This is a genomic window from Acinetobacter sp. C13, assembly GCF_016809775.1.
GTDB lineage: Bacteria > Pseudomonadota > Gammaproteobacteria > Pseudomonadales > Moraxellaceae > Acinetobacter > Acinetobacter pittii.
In genome coordinates, this window is sequence record NZ_JAFBJL010000007.1 from 143,452 (window position 1) to 163,470 (window position 20,019).

Annotated in this window: 21 protein-coding genes and 1 rRNA gene; 17 read left to right on the forward strand and 5 right to left on the reverse strand. The window is 40.2% G+C overall.

What is annotated here, in order from left to right; translation table 11 throughout:
* Positions 1-55: 55 nt before the first annotated feature.
* The gene (locus tag JGE69_RS16905; RefSeq protein ID WP_005804825.1) at positions 56-673 is read right to left on the reverse strand and encodes a thiol:disulfide interchange protein DsbA/DsbL; all 618 of its coding nucleotides are present in this window, start codon (positions 671-673) and stop codon (positions 56-58) included.
* Positions 674-853: 180 nt separating this feature from the next.
* Here JGE69_RS16905 and ubiG point away from each other — a divergent pair, with 180 nt between their 5' ends.
* The 12 genes from ubiG (at position 854) to JGE69_RS16965 (ending at position 11,804) form a co-directional block, all read left to right on the forward strand.
* Positions 854-1,567 carry a bifunctional 2-polyprenyl-6-hydroxyphenol methylase/3-demethylubiquinol 3-O-methyltransferase UbiG gene (gene ubiG, locus JGE69_RS16910; protein WP_005804826.1) on the forward strand — a complete coding sequence of 238 codons (714 nt, stop codon included), beginning with the start codon at positions 854-856 and terminating at the stop codon, positions 1,565-1,567.
* On the forward strand, positions 1,564-2,265 hold the full coding sequence (locus tag JGE69_RS16915; protein WP_081403746.1) for an HAD family hydrolase: 702 nt from the start codon (positions 1,564-1,566) through the stop codon (positions 2,263-2,265). Before ubiG ends, JGE69_RS16915 begins: the two co-directional genes overlap by 4 nt.
* 68 nt (positions 2,266-2,333) lie before the next feature.
* On the forward strand, positions 2,334-3,080 hold the full coding sequence (locus JGE69_RS16920; RefSeq protein ID WP_002120710.1) for a YciK family oxidoreductase: 747 nt from the start codon (positions 2,334-2,336) through the stop codon (positions 3,078-3,080).
* A 215-nt stretch (positions 3,081-3,295) separates the two neighbouring features.
* Positions 3,296-3,709, forward strand: a complete 414-nt coding sequence (locus JGE69_RS16925) for an RcnB family protein (RefSeq protein ID WP_005071792.1) — start codon at positions 3,296-3,298, stop codon at positions 3,707-3,709.
* Between the two features lie 240 nt (positions 3,710-3,949).
* Positions 3,950-4,279, forward strand: coding sequence for an RcnB family protein (locus JGE69_RS16930; protein ID WP_002120775.1), 330 nt, complete (start codon positions 3,950-3,952; stop codon positions 4,277-4,279).
* A 120-nt stretch (positions 4,280-4,399) separates the two neighbouring features.
* Positions 4,400-5,755, forward strand: a complete 1,356-nt coding sequence (gene argA / locus JGE69_RS16935) for an amino-acid N-acetyltransferase (protein WP_016802669.1) — start codon at positions 4,400-4,402, stop codon at positions 5,753-5,755.
* A gap of 336 nt (positions 5,756-6,091) precedes the next feature.
* Positions 6,092-7,060 (forward strand): sulfonate ABC transporter substrate-binding protein, encoded by a 969-nt coding sequence (locus JGE69_RS16940; protein WP_199114010.1) that lies wholly within the window; start codon positions 6,092-6,094, stop codon positions 7,058-7,060.
* Positions 7,061-7,130: 70 nt separating this feature from the next.
* Complete coding sequence (locus tag JGE69_RS16945) at positions 7,131-8,114, forward strand: sulfonate ABC transporter substrate-binding protein (protein WP_199114009.1); 984 nt, start codon at positions 7,131-7,133, stop codon at positions 8,112-8,114.
* A gap of 26 nt (positions 8,115-8,140) precedes the next feature.
* The gene (gene ssuD, locus JGE69_RS16950) at positions 8,141-9,316 is read left to right on the forward strand and encodes an FMNH2-dependent alkanesulfonate monooxygenase (protein ID WP_005071784.1); all 1,176 of its coding nucleotides are present in this window, start codon (positions 8,141-8,143) and stop codon (positions 9,314-9,316) included.
* A complete protein-coding gene (gene ssuC, locus JGE69_RS16955; protein WP_199114008.1) occupies positions 9,313-10,110 on the forward strand; it encodes an aliphatic sulfonate ABC transporter permease SsuC in 798 nt (265 codons plus the stop codon). Before ssuD ends, ssuC begins: the two co-directional genes overlap by 4 nt.
* A 13-nt stretch (positions 10,111-10,123) precedes the next feature.
* Positions 10,124-10,924, forward strand: coding sequence for an ABC transporter ATP-binding protein (locus tag JGE69_RS16960; protein WP_046812444.1), 801 nt, complete (start codon positions 10,124-10,126; stop codon positions 10,922-10,924).
* A 259-nt stretch (positions 10,925-11,183) separates the two neighbouring features.
* Complete coding sequence (locus JGE69_RS16965; RefSeq protein ID WP_005071782.1) at positions 11,184-11,804, forward strand: TetR/AcrR family transcriptional regulator; 621 nt, start codon at positions 11,184-11,186, stop codon at positions 11,802-11,804.
* Between the two features lie 35 nt (positions 11,805-11,839).
* Here JGE69_RS16965 and JGE69_RS16970 read toward each other — a convergent pair whose 3' ends face one another.
* Together JGE69_RS16970 and JGE69_RS16975 are read right to left on the reverse strand one after the other, a co-directional pair.
* Complete coding sequence (locus tag JGE69_RS16970; protein ID WP_032015174.1) at positions 11,840-12,406, reverse strand: 5'-nucleosidase; 567 nt, start codon at positions 12,404-12,406, stop codon at positions 11,840-11,842.
* A gap of 80 nt (positions 12,407-12,486) precedes the next feature.
* Entirely contained in the window at positions 12,487-13,620 is a 1,134-nt protein-coding gene (locus JGE69_RS16975; protein WP_199114007.1) for a TDT family transporter, read from the reverse strand.
* 207 nt (positions 13,621-13,827) lie between these two features.
* On the opposite strand from JGE69_RS16975, the gene ribF reads away from it, so the two are divergent.
* The 5 genes from ribF (at position 13,828) to JGE69_RS17000 (ending at position 19,415) form a co-directional block, all read left to right on the forward strand.
* Complete coding sequence (ribF, locus tag JGE69_RS16980; RefSeq protein WP_199114006.1) at positions 13,828-14,829, forward strand: bifunctional riboflavin kinase/FAD synthetase; 1,002 nt, start codon at positions 13,828-13,830, stop codon at positions 14,827-14,829.
* Positions 14,830-14,890: 61 nt separating this feature from the next.
* The gene (gene ileS / locus JGE69_RS16985) at positions 14,891-17,728 is read left to right on the forward strand and encodes an isoleucine--tRNA ligase (protein WP_199114005.1); all 2,838 of its coding nucleotides are present in this window, start codon (positions 14,891-14,893) and stop codon (positions 17,726-17,728) included.
* Complete coding sequence (gene lspA, locus JGE69_RS16990) at positions 17,721-18,251, forward strand: signal peptidase II (protein ID WP_005804840.1); 531 nt, start codon at positions 17,721-17,723, stop codon at positions 18,249-18,251. The genes ileS and lspA overlap by 8 nt, the downstream gene beginning before the upstream one ends.
* Position 18,252: 1 nt before the next feature.
* A complete protein-coding gene (locus JGE69_RS16995; protein ID WP_199114003.1) occupies positions 18,253-18,735 on the forward strand; it encodes an FKBP-type peptidyl-prolyl cis-trans isomerase in 483 nt (160 codons plus the stop codon).
* Positions 18,736-18,872: 137 nt separating this feature from the next.
* Positions 18,873-19,415, forward strand: coding sequence for an NADPH-dependent FMN reductase (locus tag JGE69_RS17000; protein ID WP_199114001.1), 543 nt, complete (start codon positions 18,873-18,875; stop codon positions 19,413-19,415).
* A 43-nt stretch (positions 19,416-19,458) separates the two neighbouring features.
* Here the strand turns inward: JGE69_RS17000 and JGE69_RS17005 are convergent, their stop codons facing one another.
* Both JGE69_RS17005 and rrf read right to left on the reverse strand, forming a co-directional pair.
* Positions 19,459-19,770: an ankyrin repeat domain-containing protein gene (locus tag JGE69_RS17005; RefSeq protein WP_199114000.1), complete on the reverse strand. Its 312-nt coding sequence runs from the start codon at positions 19,768-19,770 to the stop codon at positions 19,459-19,461.
* Between the two features lie 141 nt (positions 19,771-19,911).
* Positions 19,912-20,019: ribosomal RNA gene (rrf, locus tag JGE69_RS17010) — 5S ribosomal RNA — on the reverse strand; the annotation flags it as partial.

Sequence of the window (20,019 nt, forward strand, 5' to 3'; positions counted from 1 at the left end):
TATAAAAATGGGCTTCACATGAAGCCCATTTTTTTTGAAGTAAAGCCTAAACAACTTATTTTGCTTTACGTTCTTTCTCAATTAAATAATTAAGAACTTGAGTGACTTTACCATCTTCACCCTGCACAACATATTTACCATTCACAACAACTGCAGGTACACCTGTTAATTGGTACTGTTGAGCAAGTTTATTTGACTCGGCAACTTTTGCCGTCACAGCAAATGAGTTGTAAGTACTATTAAATTTCTGCTCAGGTACGCCATAACGAGTAAAGAATTTCGCAGCAGAAGCCTGATCAAAAATTTGTTGACCGTTCACTTGAATCGCATGGAACAGTGGTAAATGCGTGCGCTTACGTACACCTAATGCCTCAGATGTATAATATGTACGCGCCCCTTGTTCCCACATTTTATTCATTGCAGCTGGTGTACGCACAAAACGTACATCTTTAGGAATCTGCTTTAACCACGTTTGCATATGCGGTTCAAGTTTGAAACAGTGTGGACATCCATACCAAAAGAACTCTCGAACTTCGATTTTCCCCGGAACTTCCACTTTGCCTGGATTGGCAATCACGGTGTAGTCTTTACCAGCAACAAAATCTGCTGCCATTGCACCACCCGATACGGCCATAATTGCTGCACTCAAACCACCCAAAACCAATTTTTTCATTGCTACAGCTTTTCCTCTAAGTTGTTATGCATTAGCTTATGCCCTAAATATAAAACAAATATGCTAAATTCGTTTTGCTTCTGTGAAGTTTTTTATTGGGTTTATCGCTTTTTTCCCAATAATCGCTACACTAACGGCGAACTACATCCAAAAAGATAACTCAAGTTTAGAGGTAGCACCATGTCGCAATTGAATGTTGATTTACAAGAAATCGCAAAGTTTGAAGCACTTGCTGCCAAATGGTGGGATCAACATTCTGAATTTCGCCCACTTCACCAGATCAATCCACTACGTCTTAACTGGATTGATGAACGTGCAGGCGGTCTCGCTGGTAAAAAAGTACTTGATGTCGGCTGTGGTGGCGGTATCTTGGCCGAAAGCATGGCACGTCGTGGCGCAGATGTATTAGGTATCGATATGGGTGAAGCACCTCTAGCTGTCGGCCGTTTACATGCTCAGCAAGAAAATGTTCAAAATATTGAATATCGTCAAATTCCCGTAGAGGAATTAGCACAAGAACAGGCTGGTCAATATGACGTGGTGACTTGTATGGAAATGATGGAACACGTTCCAGATCCAGCATCTATTGTAAAAGCTTGTCAGGCTCTGGTTAAACCGGGCGGCCATGTGTTCTTCTCGACCATTAACCGTAACCCAAAATCTTATTTATTTGCCATTATCGGTGCAGAGTACGTCCTACGCATGTTGCCAAAAGGTACGCATGATTATCATAAATTTATTCGACCATCTGAAATGGCACATGATATTCGTAATGCAGGCCTTACATTAAAAGAAATGACTGGACTACATTACAACCCACTGACCAAGCATTACTGGTTAGCGCCAAATGTTGACGTTAACTATATGGTTCATACGATTAATACAGGTGCATGATGAAAGCTGTTTTATTTGATTTAGACGGTACGCTTATCGATACAGCTGCGGATTTCATTCGTATTATTCAGCAAATGTGCCGTGATGCAAGACGCCCTGTTGTAGAAGCCGATCTTATTCGCACTCAGGTGTCTGAAGGTGCACGTGCGATGGTGAAATTGGTCTATCCAGAGCTGGATGTGGCCAATCCAATTTTCTTGGCACATCGTCAAAACTTTTTAGATCTGTACGGCAATAATATTGTGGTTGATACAGATCTGTTTGAAGGCATGTATCCACTCTTAGAAGAGTTAGAAGCTGCACAAATCCCATGGGGTATTGTGACCAACAAACCACGCGGATTAAGTGAATCTCTTTTAGAAAAGTTAAATCTAACAGAACGCTGTGCGGTTCTGGTATGCCCTGAAGATGTCAGTAAAACCAAACCAGATCCTGAACCAATGTATTTGGCTGCTAAACAGTTAAATATCCCAGCAGATGAAATTATTTATGTGGGTGACCATCCTCGTGATATTGATGCTGGTCGCAATGCCGATATGTATACCATCTTGGCAGCTTATGGCTATTTACCTATCGAACACCGTGATGATTTAACCGCTTGGCAGGCCGATTCGATTGTAAATACAGTGACAGAATTACACGATATGTTACGTCAAAAGCTTCCTGCTCTGCATGATAATCAGCGTATGATAAGTTAACATCAGAGTTTTATAGACTTTTTTAACGGTTATTCGTTTTATCAATATAAAAAGAAGGAGGTTTACCAATGAAATATTCAGAATACCAACCTCGTCCGGATCTACTCAAAGATCGAATTATTTTAATTACCGGTGCTGGTGATGGAATTGGGCGAGCTGCGGCTCTAAGTTATGCCCTACATGGTGCAACCGTTGTCCTACATGGTAGAACCTTAAATAAACTTGAAGTTATTTATGATGAAATTGAGAGTCTCGGTGCACCGCAACCTGCGATTTTACCACTACAGCTTTCAAGTGCCTCTGACCGTGATTATGACTTTTTAGTCGATACGCTCGAAAAGCAGTTTGGACGTCTAGACGGTATTTTGCATAATGCGGGTATTTTAGGTGAACGTGTAGAGCTAGCACATTACCCAACAGAAGTATGGGATGACGTGATGGCAGTTAACCTCCGTGCTCCGTTTGCCCTCACTCAAGCTCTATTACCACTTTTGCAAAAGTCAGAAAACGCCTCTGTTGTATTTACCAGCTCAGGTGTAGGCCGTGAAGCACGAGCTTTATGGGGCGCATATTCTGTCTCAAAAATTGCAATTGAAGCAGTGAGTAAAATTTTTGCAGCGGAAAATACTTATCCAAATATTCGCTTTAATTGCATTAACCCAGGCGCAACACGTACTGCAATGCGTGCGAAAGCCTACCCACAAGAAGATCCGAAGACACTACCTACACCTGAGTCAATCTTGCCTGCTTACCTCTATTTAATGGGTGAAGACAGCTTGGCACTCAATGGTCAAAGTATTGATGCACAGGATTAAAAAGTTAAAGATGAAAAGCTAAATTAAATTACGGCCAATCATCAAATCTGGCTTGCCTATACCTGAAAAGATATACAAGTCTTTTTTATTATTGATAAAAACCCTTGATCTATCCGTAATTTTAATTGAACCATTAAATGATCTTCACAGTTTCTCTGCATTTTGCGCGTAGAGTATTCAACATGAGAGACATCAGATGTAAACGAGGATGCATCATGAAAAAGTTGTTCACCATCTTAGCCCTTTGCATAACCGTACTAACCACCAGTATGGCGAGCTTTGCTGATCCTCCTTTTGACCGAGGCCATGGCCCCAAAGGTCCTAAAGGTGGGGGTCCACGTGGTGAGTGGAATGATCGTGGGCCAGGATTTGGACGTGATCATGATGATGATCGTATCCGTGACGAACGCCGTATGCGCGAAGAGCGTGGCTTTGAACGCTTAAAACAACATCGCTGGCAGCCTGGCTATGTTATGCCACAGCACTATCGTGGTAATGGCTATAAAGTCGACTATAAAGACAGTAACTTGCCAAAACCAGGCCGTAATCAGCAATGGTATAAAATCAACAATGACTATATTTTAGTCGACACAGATTCTAATAGCATTGTGAGTATTCGTGGTTTTTAAGGCGATAGACCCTCGCTATCGCTGAATAAAAAGGATAAAGCCTCTGGGTTTTATCCTTTTTTATTGCTTATCTAACTTAAAAATAAAAAGATTTTTTATATTCTTAAATGATGAATTTTCTTAATTTCTTCTTATTTCATAGGGAGTTTTCACATTTATTCTTCTTGGCCTCCACGATTTATCTGCAATTGTTCACTAATCTTTAATTATTGAAATTCAGCTCATCATTCGAGGTTTACAATGAAAAAATTAACAACAGCGATTGTTCTTTCTCTTAGTGGTTTAGTTGCAACAACAGCCATGGCAGCACCAAACGATCATAATCATCATGGCAATTACCAAAACCATGAAGTAAAAACAGTTAAAGTGATTAAAAAAGATGATCATCGCAATGCATGGCGAGTAGGTCAGGTTGTACCGCATGAGTATCGACATTCACGTTACGTGATCGACTATCGTCAACATCAAAAATTGACTAAACCAGGTCGTTACCAAAAATGGTATAAAGTGAATGGTAATTATGTACTGGTGAATGAACAAAGTCATAAAATCATTAGAGTGGTTTACTAATTTAAAACTTTTTAAGCACCCAAATTTCAATTTGGGTGTTTTTTTATCTAAAACATGCGGCTTTAATCTTTTTTGTTTAGAATCATCTTTATATCTTTTTGCTGTTGATTCGAGATCGGTATGTCAAGTAAGCCTGTAAGTAAGTCGCATAATAATACCCAGCATTATGTACACTGGTTTCGACACTCAGCGCCCTACATTAATGCTCACCGCGATAAAACATTTGTGTTGATGTTTGGTGGTGAAGCAGTCCGTCATCCTAATTTTGAACATATCATTCACGACATTGCTTTATTGCATTCTCTTGGTATTCGCTTAATTCTCGTGTACGGCGCACGTCCACAAATTAATCAAAACCTTAAAGAAAAAGGAATCGAAACTCCTTTTTATGACAACAGCCGTATTACCACACGCGAATCTTTAAGCTGTGTCATGAGCGCTGTAGGTTCTATCCGCCTAGAAATCGAAGCATTGCTTTCTATGGGCTTAGCAAACTCGCCAATGTACGGCGCTCGCATAGATGTGGTATCAGGTAATTTTGTGACTGCTAAACCTTATGGCATTCGTGATGGCATGGATTTCCAGCTTACAGGTGAAGTTCGCTCTATCGATACAGATGCGATTGATCGACACCTCGATAATCATAATATTGTACTGCTAGGGCCAACGGGTTACTCCACTACAGGTGAGGTTTTTAACTTAAGAGCTGAAGAAGTTGCAACTAAAACAGCAACTTACTTAAAAGCAGATAAACTCATTTTTCTAGGTGAGCAACAAGGATTGTTGAATGAAGATGAGCAAATATTACGTGAATTAAGCCCACATCAACTGGACTACTATATTCAACAATACCAAACCATTAGCCCAACACTCACTTTGCATTTGCAACAGGCAAAAAAAGCATCTTTATCAGGCGTACACCGCGTTCATCTTATTTCTTATGCCTATGATGGCGCCCTTCTCGAAGAGTTATTTACTCGAGATGGTATAGGTACCATGATTACCGATGCGCATTATGAAGAAGTTCGCATGGCCAACATTCAAGATGTGGGCGGTTTAATGAATTTATTACGTCCGCTAGAAGAAGAAGGTATCTTAGTTTATCGTTCGCGTGAACGTTTAGAGCAAGAGATTAGCCAGTTCGCTGTTATTGAGCGCGATGGTACAATTCTAGCGTGTGCTGCACTTTATCCAATTCCAACCGAATTTAATGAAACACGTTCAGCAGAAATTGCCTGCGTCGCAGTACACCCAAGTTATCGTAAATCGAACCGTGGTAGCCAGATTTTGCAATTCCTTGAAGAAAAGGCAAAGGAACAAGGTATTCGTCAATTATTTGTTTTAACCACCCGTACCGCCCACTGGTTCTTAGAGCACGGTTTCCATCAGGTGAGTGTTGATGATTTACCAAATGCTCGTCAGGCGCTTTATAACTATCAAAGGAATTCTTTAGTCTTTAAGAAACTGCTTCCTTAGCCTTTGCTCTTTTTAAGATATTCTTATTTCAGATAAGCTTAGTTCAAAAAGTACAACCGTAAACACGATTAATTTATGGTTGTACTTTTTTTAAATCTAAATTTTTTAAGGTTTTAATATTTTTTATTTTATTTACATTAACTTAATAACAATGCATTAAATATATTTCTATTAGATAAATCATTTTTTCGCATAAGTTTATAGCCTATTGTGTTTAGCTTTTTTTTGCATAAATAAAGACCGAATACTTATTTTTTCTGAAATAAAAATCCATTTAGGGTATCTGCTCATCCAATTATTTTTTTTCTTTTTCTCTTTCGGGGAGTACGAAATCTCATGGCACTTTTCAACACCACTTCATGGGCAAAATATTTAGTCATCGCGGCCAGCCTTGCAGGAGTGATGATGTTAAGTGGTTGTGCCAAAAAAGAGGAACAAGCCACCACAACCTTAAATATCGGCTATCAGAAATATGGGATTCTTCCTATTTTAAAGGCTCGTGGTGACTTAGAAAAAGCATTAAAAGAGCAAGGCGTGCAAGTGAAATGGGTTGAGTTCCCTGCTGGCCCTCAATTGCTTGAAGGTTTAAACGTAGGAAGTGTTTCACTCGGTGAAGCAGGTGAAGCGCCACCGATCTTTGCTCAGGCTGCCAATCCAAATTTAGTCTATGTCGCAAACCAACCTGCTGCGCCAAAAGCTGAAGCACTATTGGTACAAAAAGACTCTCCAATCCAATCTATTAAAGATTTAAAGGGCAAACGTGTTGCTCTTAATAAAGGCTCGAATGTTCATTACCTATTGTTAAAAGTTTTAGAAGCCAACAACTTAAGCTTAAGTGATATTCAACCAGTTTATTTACCGCCATCAGACGCTCGTGCTGCCTTTGAAAAAGGTGCTGTAGATGCATGGGTGATTTGGGATCCTTTCTTTGCAGCGGCTGAACATCAAATTCAGGCGCGAGTTTTAGCAACAGGCGAAAACTTGGTGAGTAATCATCAGTTCTATTTAGCTGACCGTAAATTTGCAGAAAATAATCCGAAAGTACTCAACACTGTTGTACAAACTCTTAATCAGACCACTGAGTGGGTAAGTTCACATCAGGATGAAGCTGCCAAGTTACTCGAAAAACCTACCGCACTTGAGTTTGATGTACTCAAAACTTCAATTTCACGTATGGGTTTTGGAGTTCAGCCAATCTCTGACAAGGTGGCACAAGAACAACAACAAGTAGCTAATGCTTTTTATGCACAAAAGCTCATTCCAAACAAACTCACTATTCAAGACGCCATTTTAAAACTGAAATAAACCCAGCTTAGGCACGGCAAATAACAATATAAATGCTGTGCCTGACCTCAAGGGGAACAAGGATATCAATATGCAACATCAGTCATTATTTAGTAAGAGTCAGTGGACACAATTGGTTAAGCGCATCAGTGCAATTACTGTATTAGGCTTAACAATCGCAGCGCCAGCTTGGGCAATTGACCCAACTGTGAAAGAACTTCGTATTGGTTTTCAAAAAAGTTCGATTAACTTTGCGATTGCCAAACAACAAAAATTATTTGAACAAGAATTTCCAAATGCCAAAGTTACTTGGAACGAGTTCCCTGCTGGTCCACAAATTTTAGAAGCTTTAGCTGTCGGTTCACTTGATGTAGGCGTTACTGGAGATACACCTCCTGTCTACGCACAAGCGGCTGGCAAGCCTTTGTATTACATTGCCTATGAAGCAGCTAAACCATTGGCATCGGCAATTTTGGTTCCTAAAAACTCACAGCTCAAACAGCTGAAAGACCTTAAAGGTAAACGCATTGCACTGCAAAAAGGTTCGAGCTCACATTACTTACTTGTGCAAGCCGTACGTAAAGCAGGCCTAAACTGGAGCGACATTACGCCAATCTGGCTTACTCCAGCCGATGCTCGCGCAGCATTTCAAAAAGGTGCCGTTGATGCATGGGCCATTTGGGATCCTTACTTCGCTTCAGCACAACTAGAAGACCAAGCTCGTGTTCTTGCATCGGGTAAAGGCTTAAGCCCGAACTATACATTTTATTTAGCAGCTCCAAATTTTGTTAAACAACATCCGAAAGCTGTTTCAGGGCTCATCAAACAAATCAATCAAGCCGATAAATGGGTTCAAAGCCATCAAGCAGAAACGGCAGGTGCGATTGGTCAAAGTACAGGTCTTAAACCTGCAACCAGTGATTTATTTATTAAACGCCGTCCGCGCCCTTCATCAGCCGCTCCTCTTAACAGCAAAGTGATTGCTGAGCAACAGCAACTCGCAGACATTTTTACTCAACAAGGCATCATTCCAAAACCAATCAGCATTAAACAGGTTGTTTGGGGTGCCAAGTAATTTTAATAGACATATAGGTAATGCACATGAAAATTTTCTGGTTTATTCCTACCCACGGTGATAGTCGCTATTTAGGTACAAGTAAAGGCGCTCGTCAGGTTGACCATGCCTATATGAAGCAAATTGCTGTGGCAGTAGATAATTTAGGTTACGAAGGTGTACTTATTCCAACAGGTCGTTCATGTGAAGATCCTTGGATTACGGCGGCTAGCTTAATTGATGCAACTCAACACCTTAAATTTTTAGTTGCATTACGACCAGGGGTAACCACTCCAGCTTTGGCAGCACGTATGGCTGCAACGTTTGACCGCTTGTCGAATGGCCGTGTATTACTCAACTTAGTGACTGGTGGTGATGAAGCAGAACTACGCGGTGATGGCTTATATGAAGATCACTCAACACGTTATCAAACTGCTAATGAATACGTAAAAATCTGGCGTGAGATTTTGACACGCTCACATACAGGTGAAGCTTTTACATTCCACGGTGAACGCTTACAAGTGGATGATGCAAAACTACTTTACCCACCTGTTCAAAAGCCTTATCCACCACTTTGGTTCGGCGGCTCTTCAGACGTCGCTGTCGATCTTGCAGCTGAGCAAGTCGATACTTACCTCACTTGGGGGGAACCGCCAGAAGCTGTCAAACAAAAGATCGAACATGTTCGTGCTAAAGCTGAGGCTAAAGGTCGTAAATTAACTTACGGCATTCGCTTGCATGTAATTGTTCGTGAAACCAACGAACAAGCTTGGGCAGCAGCTAACGAGCTTATCCAATATCTTGATGATGCGACTATTGCTGCAGCACAGAAAAAATTTGCACAAATGGACTCTGTAGGCCAACAACGTATGGCGGCTCTCCACGGCGGTAATCGAGACAAACTAGAAGTATCTCCAAACCTTTGGGCAGGTATTGGCTTAGTCCGTGGTGGTGCTGGAACAGCTCTTGTAGGTGATCCTGAAACAGTTGCTGCTCGCATTCAGGAATATGCTGACTTAGGTATTGATACCTTCATTTTCTCAGGCTATCCACACCTTGAAGAATCAATCCGTTTTGCAGAATTGGTATTCCCGTTATTACCAATTGAAACTCGCGCTAAACTTGCTCAGCCAAATTTAACCGGTCCATTCGGGGAAATTATTGCCAACAATTATGTTCCAGACGAGAAGAAGCAAAATAGTTCCGTCAAGGAGCCTGCATGAGCAAAGCTGAAAGTGTTGTTTCACGTGGAACAAAACAAATCGGGCAGCGTTTGCTGCCTTGGATTTTCCCTATTCTTCTATTGGTTGTTTGGCAAATTGCCTCAAGTTCGGGTCTTTTAGAAAGCCGTATTTTACCCGCACCTACTGCTGTAGTTTCCGCTTTTTGGCATCTACTGGTGAGTGGCGAACTCTGGCAGCACGTTAAAGTCAGTGCTGGTCGTGCACTGCTTGGCCTTCTGATAGGCGGCGGTTCAGGTTTGTTATTAGGTCTACTCAACGGGTCTTCGCGTTTCGCCTCTACCCTGCTCGACACGACCTTACAAATGATTCGTAACATCCCAGCCTTAGCACTTATCCCACTTGTCATCTTGTGGTTCGGGATTGATGAAACAGCGAAATTATTTTTAGTCGCCGTAGGTGTTTTCTTCCCTATCTATATCAACACCTATCACGGTATTCGGTCAGTTGACCCTCAATTGATTGAGATGGGTAAAAGCTACGGACTTTCACGTTGGCAGCTTTACAAAGAAATTATTTTGCCGGGTGCGATGCCTTCTATTTTAGTGGGTTTACGCTTTGCTTTAGGTTTGGTTTGGGTATTGCTTATTGTTGCTGAAACCATTTCAGCTCAAGCAGGTATTGGTTATATGACCATGAATGCACGTGAGTTTTTACAAACGGATGTAGTTCTGGTCGGTATTCTTCTGTACGCCTTACTAGGCAAACTGGCAGATGTTTTAGCACAGCTTTTGGAACGCTATTTACTACGTTGGCACTCTGGATATCAGAAATAAGGGAGCTTAGAACATGACAAATCTGAATTTAAATATTAATCAGAATGAAGTGCAGCTCATTCCGGAAGAACCAACAGAATCTCAAGAACCTGTATTAGGAGCAGAGATTCTGATTGAGCAACTTTATAAATTTTATGGTGAGGTAAAGGTCCTCGAAGATCTTGACCTACACATCCAGCCGGGTGAGTTTTTAGCAATTGTTGGCCGAAGTGGTTGTGGCAAAAGTACGTTACTCCGTTTAATTGCTCAACTTGAAAAAGCCAGCTTTGGGGAAATCAAATTTAAATCTGCCCGACATTTACGTGAAGGCATTACGAACGATGATATTCGAGTAATGTTCCAAGATCCTCGTTTACTTCCTTGGAGAAATATTCTTCAAAATGTTCAACTTGGGCTACCAAAATCACAACATGCTTTGGCAGAAGAATTATTAGAAAAAGTAGGTTTAAAAGAAAAAGCGGGACAATGGCCTTCCCAGCTCTCAGGTGGTCAACGTCAGCGTACAGCCCTAGCCCGTGCACTATCACATACTCCACGCATATTGTTGCTAGACGAACCTTTGGGTGCATTAGATGCTCTAACTCGGCTTGAGATGCAAAGCTTGATTGAGCGCTTGTGGAAGGAGCAAGGCTTTACTGCAATTTTAGTCACACACGATGTAAGTGAAGCAGTGCAATTAGCTGACCGTATTATCTTATTAGATAAGGGCCAGATTGCTCAAAGTTTCCAAGTTAATCTTCCACGCCCGCGTAAAAAGAGCATTACTTTTGCCCAACTTGAACAACAAGTACTCGATGCAGTTTTGGCAACTTAAGATTGCGATGAGTAATCAGAAATGCTCAGCCGAAAAATGCCCAATTTACGAGCAATAAAACTACTGTTTTATTGCTCTTTTTTAGGGCGAAAGTTAAAAAATATTTTTAAGAATAACAATAAACTAGGGAATCTCTCTATTTTTTGCACAATAGTATATCTATTACGCAAATAACTAGCTGTTTTTTGATTAAAAAAGCAAGACACCTGTGCACAAATCAAACAATTTCCCTTACAATGGGAATATTATTTTTTTAATTATGCAGCAGATGGAACAAAAAAAGAGTACCCAAAAGCGCAATCAGCTTCTTGCTGCGGCCCTTGACGTATTTTCAGTCTATGGGTTTAGTGGCGCAAGTCTGGATGAAATTGCCCAACTCGCCGACATGCATAAGTCGAATATTTTCTATTACTATGAAAATAAAGAGTCTTTATATGTAGAAGTGCTCACAACCGTTTTACAAAAATGGTTGGCCCCCTTACAAACTTTAGAAGCTGAATTAGAACCAGCCGAAGCCTTATCTCACTATTTAATTCAAAAAATCGAACTGTCTCGTAGCCAACCGAAAGCATCTAGATTGTTTGCACTAGAAATTATTCAAGGGGCTCCACATATTTTGCCTATACTGAAAGGGCCTTTGAAAAAGCTATTTAAGCGCAAAGCCAAGGTTATTCAAACATGGCAAGAAGAAGGGAAAATTTCTCCAGATATCGACCCTGAGCTATTAATCTTAAATATTTGGGGCCTTACGCAAAACTATGCAGATTTTGCAACACAAATGGAAATGGTGACCGGTAAAACGCTTCGTAACCGCAGTATGTTCCAGCGTTCGATTGAGCATACGGTACATATGATGCTATACGGCGTATTGCCTCGTTAAAACAAAAAAAGATCGGCAAATTTGCCGATCTTTTTTTAGAAATGGTTTTGATAAAGAGCTAGGAGTTTCTGAGCGCCTAACAATAAATTTTCTTCCCAATCCAAATGTGCAGTGTCATCTGCCCCATCAGTAATATACTTCACAGAAATTAATCGTACACCTAACTTATGGCACACTTTAGCTAAAGCATAGCCTTCCATATCAACCACATCACAAGCTACTTTTGGCTGACCTGTTTCAAATGAATCACCTGTTCCACATACTGCTTTTGGCAAATCAGCAAAATGTGATTGAAGATGAATCTCTGCCGCCAAATGATCATCTAACGGCGTTACACCTACTTCAAAACCTAGGGGTGAAACATCCATATCCCGTTGTACAAAAGTTTTTACTTCGACTAAATCATGTCGATTAAATGCAGAGCTTCCCGCTGTACCTAAATTAATTAGAGTTTTGCATCCTGTTTTTTGAATAACTTCAAATGCTTTAAAGGCAGCATTAATTTTACCAATACCACTGTAATGGACTTCAACACCTGCTTGTTCAAATAAACCCTTAGATTCATTAGGAAGTGCCATAATTAAAGCAATATCAGTGTTCATTCAAAAAGCTCAAATCAAAATTAAATAAGTTAGAAAATAAGTATAAATCAGGTGCAAAAGCTTTTTGCACCTTTTCATCATTACTGCACTTTTTGTTGTAAAGCGATTAAGCATGGAGAAAAAAACAGTTGACCACTATATGCTCCTGCTAGCGTTTTCTTCATTACAACGCCCCACATCGTCAATAACAGAATACTCAATGCGACAGCAACGTATTGTAAGAATACAATTTCAACCTGATGTCCTAAATTAAATAGTGCGAGAATAAATACACCTAATGGAAAGGTTAAGCCCCACCAGCCCAAGTTAAATGGAATACCTGTCTTTGCGTGACGAAGCGTTGTTAAAATCGCAAGACCAAGCCACCATAATCCAAAACCTAAAAGCACGAGACTACCTACAACTCCTAAAGCTTGAAAGACATTAGCAAATTGGTCAAATCCTACATTTGGCGCCACTCTTTGTGCCTGCTGCCCGAGTAACAATAAACCTAATGCACCTGTACCAATCGGGCCTAAAGAGAGCCAGCTAGAAATAGCGACTTCTTTTTCAGGTAGCTGATGCAAAGCCATACGCAGCATTAAAATTGTCAGAATAGCGAATGCTGGTAAAACAGAGATTCCCCAAAGTACATAGCCAGCCATTAATAAATGAAAGCTATGCATATCTGCTGGTAAATGTGCAACCAACATGCCGGCAGAACTTGCTGCTACTTCACAGGCAACCACAGGTAAAAGCCAGATTGCAGTCATCGTATGTAGCTGATGGTTCTGACGACTAAACATACAAAATGGCACGATCCACGCAATTGCTAGCGCTAAAAAGACATCGATGTACCATAAAGCTTGAGCAATATGGATAGCCACTTCACCGTAAAGCCCGACACCGAAGCTTAAAAAACCATTTAATATCGTTGCGAGCCCCATTGGGATAGCCCCTAAAAACAAGCTCATATTTGGATGATTAAATATTTGCTTCGCTTCATGAGGGAAAAGAAACCACCGCAATAAATAAAGAACTGAAAAAACGCTAAATAAAACAATATTAAATTGCCATAACCAAGTTGCTAATGTGAATAAAAAAGATTGAGCAAATGGCAGCTGGATTAAAATCATACTCACCACGCCAGTACCCATAGTCGCTGTAAACCAATTTGGAGTAAAATGCCGTATAACATCTTTGCTATGATTTAATTGGTAAAAGGGTTTTTTCATCTTAGTTCTCTAATCAAAGAGTGGATAAAGATATAGTAGAGCAAACCACTAATAAGAAAAATTGATTTATTTTTATTTAATTCATCAGTATTTTAAATATAAAGATATTCATTTTGAAAAATAACTGAGTAAAAACACAACAACAAGACGAATCTGTGAGATTATGGCAATATATAGCCCTTGCAAAAATAGCCATATTTTAAGTTCATGAAACTGCTTCGTCTCAATGCGTTATCGCCTAATTTTCAGTTACCTCCAACAGCGGTAACTATTGGTAATTTTGATGGTGTCCATTTAGGCCACCAAGCGATGATTGCTCAACTCAAAAACATTGCTGCAGCACAAGGCTTAAAAACACTGGTCATGATTTTTGAGCCACAACCGCTTGAGTTCTTTAAAGGTTACGATGCACCTCCTCGTATTAATTCATTACGGGAAAAAGTTGAATACCTAGCTGAGCTTGGCGTTGACTATATTGCGGTTGCTAAATTTGATGAACATTTCCGTAGCATGAGCGCATCTGCCTTCGCAGATTTATTAAAAAACAAATTAAATGCCCAGTCATTAGTTTTGGGGGATGACTTTCATTTCGGTAAAGACCGCCAAGGCAACAGTGAATTTTTAAAAGATTATGGCTTCCAAGTAACAAATTTACATACCATTGAACTTGAAGGTGAACGCGTAAGTTCAACCCGTATTCGCCAAGTACTTCAAGTGGGTAATCTTGCTTTAGCAGCTAAATTATTAGGCCGTCCATACAGTATTACTGGGCGTGTCCAATATGGTGACCAAATTGGACGAACTCTTGCTTTTCCAACCATTAATGTTCGTCTCAATCGCCATAAACCTTGTTTAAACGGTATTTATGGCGTTGAAGTCATTTGCGAAACAACTTCTCTCACTGAAAAAGTGTGCCAAGAAACACCTGAGAAACCGGGAATTGCCGGATATCATGAAAATAGCCTCTATGGCGCAGGTCATGTCGGTACACGCCCCGCCATTCAGCAAGAACATCCAGAATGGAGATTAGAAGTACATTTCCCTGATGTTTCTGCTAATCTGTATGGCTTATTTATGCGGGTGACTTTTCTTCACTATCTTCATGGTGAATTGAACTACCCTTCGCTTGAAGCACTTAAGGCTGGAATTGATAATGACGTGCAACAGTTACGACAATACCGTAACGACACGACACAATTTCCTTTTTAATTCGAATTTTGATTGTAAAACATGTCAGCTCCCACGCTGATTAAACTGGAAGAAAACTTGCATGAGCGATAAGCAAACTCCTGAGAATGCAGTGGACTACAAAGCCACGCTAAACCTGCCGGATACTCAATTTGCAATGAAAGCAAATTTGGCAGTACGTGAAGTGAAATGGTTAGAAGAGTGGTATACCGACAACATTTATCAGCAGATTCGTGCATCGCGTATTGGCAAGAAAAAATATATTTTGCATGATGGCCCTCCATATGCGAACGGTACAATTCACTTGGGTCACGCGGTCAATAAAGTACTCAAAGACGTTATTGTAAAAAGCCGTACGCTTTCAGGTTTTGATGCACCATATGTTCCGAGTTGGGACTGTCATGGCTTACCAATCGAACTAAAAGTCGAAGAAAAAGTGGGTAAAGTGGGCGAGAAAGTTGACGCAGCAACTTTCCGTAAACTTTGCCGTGAATACGCGCTAAAACAAATTGATTTACAACGTACTGACTTTAAACGTCTTGGTATTTTAGGTGATTGGGATAATCCCTATCTCACCATGAATTACAAACAAGAAGCCGATATCGTTCGTGCTCTAGGTCTTATCCAGAAAAATGGTCATATCCAGCCAGGCTTAAAGCCAGTGAACTGGTGTATGGACTGTGGTTCAGCGCTTGCTGAAGCAGAAGTTGAATACGAAGATAAAAAATCTGACGCAATTGATGTTGGCTTTGGCGTTGTAGATCTAAAAGATTTAAGTGCCCGCTTAAACGTAGAAGTTCAAGATCCGACAGATATCGTGATCTGGACCACTACACCTTGGACATTACCAGCTAACCAAGCCGTTGCGTTGCATGCAGAAATTGAATATCAATTGGTACAAGTATCTACTGAGCGCGGTAAGCAAAACTTCATTCTTGCTAAAGACCTAGTTGCTTCAGCGATTGAGCGTTACAAGCTTGAAAACCCAGTTGTTTTAGCTGATTTTACAGGTTCGGCTCTTGAAAACCTTACCCTACAACATCCTCTACTTACTGATCGTCAAGTTCCGGTTATTTTAGGTGAACACGTTATCGCAACAAGCGGTACAGGTGCCGTACATACAGCACCTGGCCATGGTGCAGACGACTATAAAGTAGGTCTTCAATACAACCTTAAAGTAGATAACCCCGTGGGTGGTAACGGTGTTTATCTCCCAACTGCTCCAATCTATGCTGGTGAGCACATCTATAAAGCCAATCCAAAGATCATCGAAGCTTTGGGCGCTGTAGGCCGTTTATGGGCTCATCAACCAATTAAACACAGCTACCCACACTGCTGGCGCCATAAGACTCCAATTATTTTCCGTGCTACACCACAGTGGTTCATTAGCATGGATCAAAAAGGATTACGTGAAGGTGCGCTTAATGCCATTGAAAATGATATCGAGTTTGTACCGAACTGGGGTAAAAACCGTATTGAATCAATGATCGAAGGTCGTCCGGACTGGTGTATTTCACGTCAACGTACTTGGGGTGTTCCAATTCCATTCTTCGTTCATAAAGATACGAACGAATTACACCCGCGTACACCTGAACTCATCGAAGAAGTTGCTCAACTGATCGAAGAAGAAGGTATCGAAGCATGGTTCAAACGTGAAGCAAAAGATTTCATTGGTGAAGATGCTGAACAATACAATGCTGTTCGCGATACACTCGATGTATGGTTCGACTCTGGTACAACGCATTACGCTGTACTTGAGCAACGTGATGAATTAGAAAGCCCTGCTGACTTATATTTAGAAGGTTCAGACCAACACCGTGGCTGGTTCCAATCTTCTTTATTAACATCTATGGCAATTCACAATCGTGCGCCATATAAAGCCTTGTTAACTCATGGTTTTACAGTGGACGAAAACGGTCGTAAATTGTCGAAATCTTTAGGCAACTATATCCCGCTTGAAGAAATCATCAAACAGCTTGGTGCAGATGGTTTACGACTATATGTAGCGTCTAGCGACTACCGTTATGAAATCGCAGCATCGAAAGAAATCTTTAGCCGTGTAAGTGATAGCTATCGCCGTATTCGTAATACCCTACGCTTCTTGCTTGCGAACCTAAATGGTTTCAAACCAAGTACTGATGCTTTGGACGTAGATGACCTTATCGCTCTTGATCAATATATTTTGCAGCGTGCGAATGAAGTACAACAAACTATTATCACTGCTTACGAAGAAATGAACTTCCATGTGGTGTGTAGTGCATTAACAAGCTTCTGTATTAATGACTTAGGTGGTTTCTACCTAGATATTATCAAAGACCGTCAATACACCACTAAAGCAGATTCTCAGGCACGTCGTTCTGCTCAAACAGCGCTTTATCATATTGTCCAAGCATTTATCCGTTGGATGAGCCCAATCTTAAGCTTTACGGCTCAAGAAGCTTGGCCATTGATTCCAGAACAAACTGAAAAGTATGTATTTACTTCAGAATGGTATGACTTACCTGTTTCATCAAAAGCAAACTTGCTTTCTGAAGAAGATTGGCAAACATTGATTAGCGTAAAATCTGCAGTAAATAAACAGATTGAAGCAGCGCGTAACGCTAAACTTGTCGGCAGTAATCTTTCAGCCAAAGTTGAACTTTGGGCAAGTGAATCATTACAAACAGTTTTAAACCAACTGGCTGATGAACTCCGTTTTGTTCTTATTACTTCGCAAGTAGTAGTACATCCATTTGCTGAGCAAGGTGAAGCAACTGAAATGGAAGGCTTACGTGTACAAATATCTGCAGCTGAAGGTGAAAAATGTGCACGTTGCTGGCACGTTCTTCCAGATGTAAATACACATGCTGATCATCCTGGTTTATGTGGTCGTTGTATTGTGAACGTCACTGGTCGTGGCGAAGTGAGAAAATATGCCTAATTCACAAGCTAAAAAAGGCTTATTCCAGTTTTATCCACATAATCTGATTTGGCTTGGACTTTCAGTCCTTGCCATTGTATTGGATCAATGGACAAAATGGATTGCGAGTACACATCTAAACTATGCAGATCCTGTACCGGTACTTCCATTTTTAAACTGGACACTATTACATAACTATGGTGCAGCTTTTAGCTTTTTATCAGACGCTGGAGGATGGCAACGCTATTTCTTCACATCTCTGGCAGGCTTAGTTTCAGTACTTTTTGTATTTTGGTTAATGCGTATGCCTAAAAAAATGGTGGTGCTACCTGTAGCCATCGCTTTAATTTTAGGTGGAGCTTTAGGCAATTTAATTGACCGTATTACCCTAGGTTATGTGGTCGATTTCATTCATGTTTATTACCAAAATCATCACTTTCCAGCTTTTAATATTGCGGACAGTGCCATCACTCTAGGTACGATTTTGCTACTCATTGATACATTCTTCCTTGAGAAGCAACGTAACCAAAATTCGGATGCATAATATGACCGAAATTATTCAACCTAACGAAGAAATTCGTATCCAAGAAGGCTCTAAAGTCGACCTACACTTTTCTGTAGCTATCGAAAATGGTGTAGAAATTGACAATACACGTAGCCGTGAAGAGCCAGTTAGTCTGACTATTGGTGACGGAAACCTTTTACCAGGTTTTGAGAAAGCCCTTCTTGGCTTACGTGCAGGTGATCGACGTACTGTACATCTACCACCAGAAGATGCTTTTGGTCCATGGAATCCGGAAAATATTCAAATATTTGATACGGTTAAATTCGAACAACGACCTATTCCTGGTCACATGATCGAGTTTGAAGATAAAGCAAAAGCAACTTTATTTGGTGTCGTGAAATCAGTGAACGATGATATTACTGAAATTGATTTCAACCACCCTTTAGCTGGCAAAAATATTACTTTTGAAGTAGAGATATTCAAAGTAACTCCAGCTGGCCAACAAGGCATTAAACTCATGTAAATAAAAAAGCCCTCTGAATGAGGGCTTTTTTATGATTTAATTTTTATTAGTGACATAAGAATCCTTACAAATTCTATATTCTCTCCTGCCTATATAATGAATTAAGTTATAAAGATAAAAACTCTTAGGAAAAATACATGCTGGTCTATATTATCGTAGGAAGTGTTCGTGAAGGACGTACAGCAATTAAAGTTGCCAATTGGCTAGAATCCACAATTCCATCATTTAATCTAGAAGATTTTCAGACAGAAGTAATTGATTTAAAAGAGTGGAATTTACCGTTATTTTCAGGCTCTCACCCACCTGCTACCGGGATTTATGATCAACCTAAACAACAAGAATGGGCAGACAAAATTGCTCAAGCAGACGCATTTATCTTTATTAGCCCAGAATACAACCATGGTTACAGCCCAGCTTTAAAAAATGCACTTGATTATGCCGGCAAGGAGTGGGGTGGTAAACCTGCTGCATTTATTGGCTATGGTTCAACAAATGGCTCTCGTTCTATTAGTCAAATACGTCAAGTCACCTCAAGTTTAAGCATTATTGACCCGAATGCTGTAATAGAGATAAGAGATATATTTAAACGTAATAAAGATGAAAAATTCGAAGCTAATGAGTTTGAAGTAAAAGGTCTTCAATCCATTGTTAAGAAACTACAGAAATATCATTTGTCTTAATTGAACAAAAGGCCTCTTTTCTAAACAAAAGAGGCCTTTAATTTTATAAACTCTTTAAATACTCCACTACATCAGTATTACCAGCCATTTCTGCAAGCTCTAATGCTGTGTATTCACTTTTGTAAGCGACATGCACACCTTTTTCAATTAAGAGTTGAACTATCTCTAAATGATCATTTTCAGCAGCTGCTTGTAGAGCACTATATCCCTCATCATCTATCTGATTAGGATTTTCTCCCTCTATTAGTAATTCTTTTACTTGATCGATATCACCTAGAGATGCCCAATAAATCAATGCAGGCAAAGATAGCTCTTCATCATCTTCAGGTATTGGAGAGAAAGAATTGATTTTCATGGACGTACCCAAAAATAATAGAGTTCATCATTATATTCATAGAATACAGCAAGAATACAAATCCTATCTTTTATTAAAAATTAAATTCCACGCAATAAAAAAACACCCCCATTCATTGGAATGGGGGTGTTTGTAATAATGAGCTGGCGATGACTTACTCTCACATGGGTAACCCCACACTACCATCAGCGCTAAGAGGTTTCACTTCTGAGTTCGGGAAGGGATCAGGTGGTTCACTCTTGCTATGGT

What these genes read in the sequence shown, in the direction of transcription:
- ssuD (WP_005071784.1), top strand. Translation starts at nt 8,141, where the DNA reads ATGAAAATTTTCTGGTTTATTCCTACCCACGGTGATAGTCGCTATTTA.
- JGE69_RS16945 (WP_199114009.1), top strand. Translation starts at nt 7,131, where the DNA reads ATGCAACATCAGTCATTATTTAGTAAGAGTCAGTGGACACAATTGGTT.
- ileS (WP_199114005.1), top strand. Translation starts at nt 14,891, where the DNA reads ATGAGCGATAAGCAAACTCCTGAGAATGCAGTGGACTACAAAGCCACG.
- ribF (WP_199114006.1), top strand. Translation starts at nt 13,828, where the DNA reads ATGAAACTGCTTCGTCTCAATGCGTTATCGCCTAATTTTCAGTTACCT.
- JGE69_RS16965 (WP_005071782.1), top strand. Translation starts at nt 11,184, where the DNA reads ATGCAGCAGATGGAACAAAAAAAGAGTACCCAAAAGCGCAATCAGCTT.
- JGE69_RS16995 (WP_199114003.1), top strand. Translation starts at nt 18,253, where the DNA reads ATGACCGAAATTATTCAACCTAACGAAGAAATTCGTATCCAAGAAGGC.
- JGE69_RS16925 (WP_005071792.1), top strand. Translation starts at nt 3,296, where the DNA reads ATGAAAAAGTTGTTCACCATCTTAGCCCTTTGCATAACCGTACTAACC.
- JGE69_RS16970 (WP_032015174.1), bottom strand. Translation starts at nt 12,406, where the DNA reads ATGAACACTGATATTGCTTTAATTATGGCACTTCCTAATGAATCTAAG.
- JGE69_RS16960 (WP_046812444.1), top strand. Translation starts at nt 10,124, where the DNA reads ATGACAAATCTGAATTTAAATATTAATCAGAATGAAGTGCAGCTCATT.
- JGE69_RS16930 (WP_002120775.1), top strand. Translation starts at nt 3,950, where the DNA reads ATGAAAAAATTAACAACAGCGATTGTTCTTTCTCTTAGTGGTTTAGTT.
- ubiG (WP_005804826.1), top strand. Translation starts at nt 854, where the DNA reads ATGTCGCAATTGAATGTTGATTTACAAGAAATCGCAAAGTTTGAAGCA.
- JGE69_RS16920 (WP_002120710.1), top strand. Translation starts at nt 2,334, where the DNA reads ATGAAATATTCAGAATACCAACCTCGTCCGGATCTACTCAAAGATCGA.
- lspA (WP_005804840.1), top strand. Translation starts at nt 17,721, where the DNA reads ATGCCTAATTCACAAGCTAAAAAAGGCTTATTCCAGTTTTATCCACAT.
- ssuC (WP_199114008.1), top strand. Translation starts at nt 9,313, where the DNA reads ATGAGCAAAGCTGAAAGTGTTGTTTCACGTGGAACAAAACAAATCGGG.
- JGE69_RS16915 (WP_081403746.1), top strand. Translation starts at nt 1,564, where the DNA reads ATGATGAAAGCTGTTTTATTTGATTTAGACGGTACGCTTATCGATACA.
- argA (WP_016802669.1), top strand. Translation starts at nt 4,400, where the DNA reads ATGTCAAGTAAGCCTGTAAGTAAGTCGCATAATAATACCCAGCATTAT.
- JGE69_RS16975 (WP_199114007.1), bottom strand. Translation starts at nt 13,620, where the DNA reads ATGAAAAAACCCTTTTACCAATTAAATCATAGCAAAGATGTTATACGG.
- JGE69_RS17005 (WP_199114000.1), bottom strand. Translation starts at nt 19,770, where the DNA reads ATGAAAATCAATTCTTTCTCTCCAATACCTGAAGATGATGAAGAGCTA.
- JGE69_RS17000 (WP_199114001.1), top strand. Translation starts at nt 18,873, where the DNA reads ATGCTGGTCTATATTATCGTAGGAAGTGTTCGTGAAGGACGTACAGCA.
- JGE69_RS16905 (WP_005804825.1), bottom strand. Translation starts at nt 673, where the DNA reads ATGAAAAAATTGGTTTTGGGTGGTTTGAGTGCAGCAATTATGGCCGTA.
- JGE69_RS16940 (WP_199114010.1), top strand. Translation starts at nt 6,092, where the DNA reads ATGGCACTTTTCAACACCACTTCATGGGCAAAATATTTAGTCATCGCG.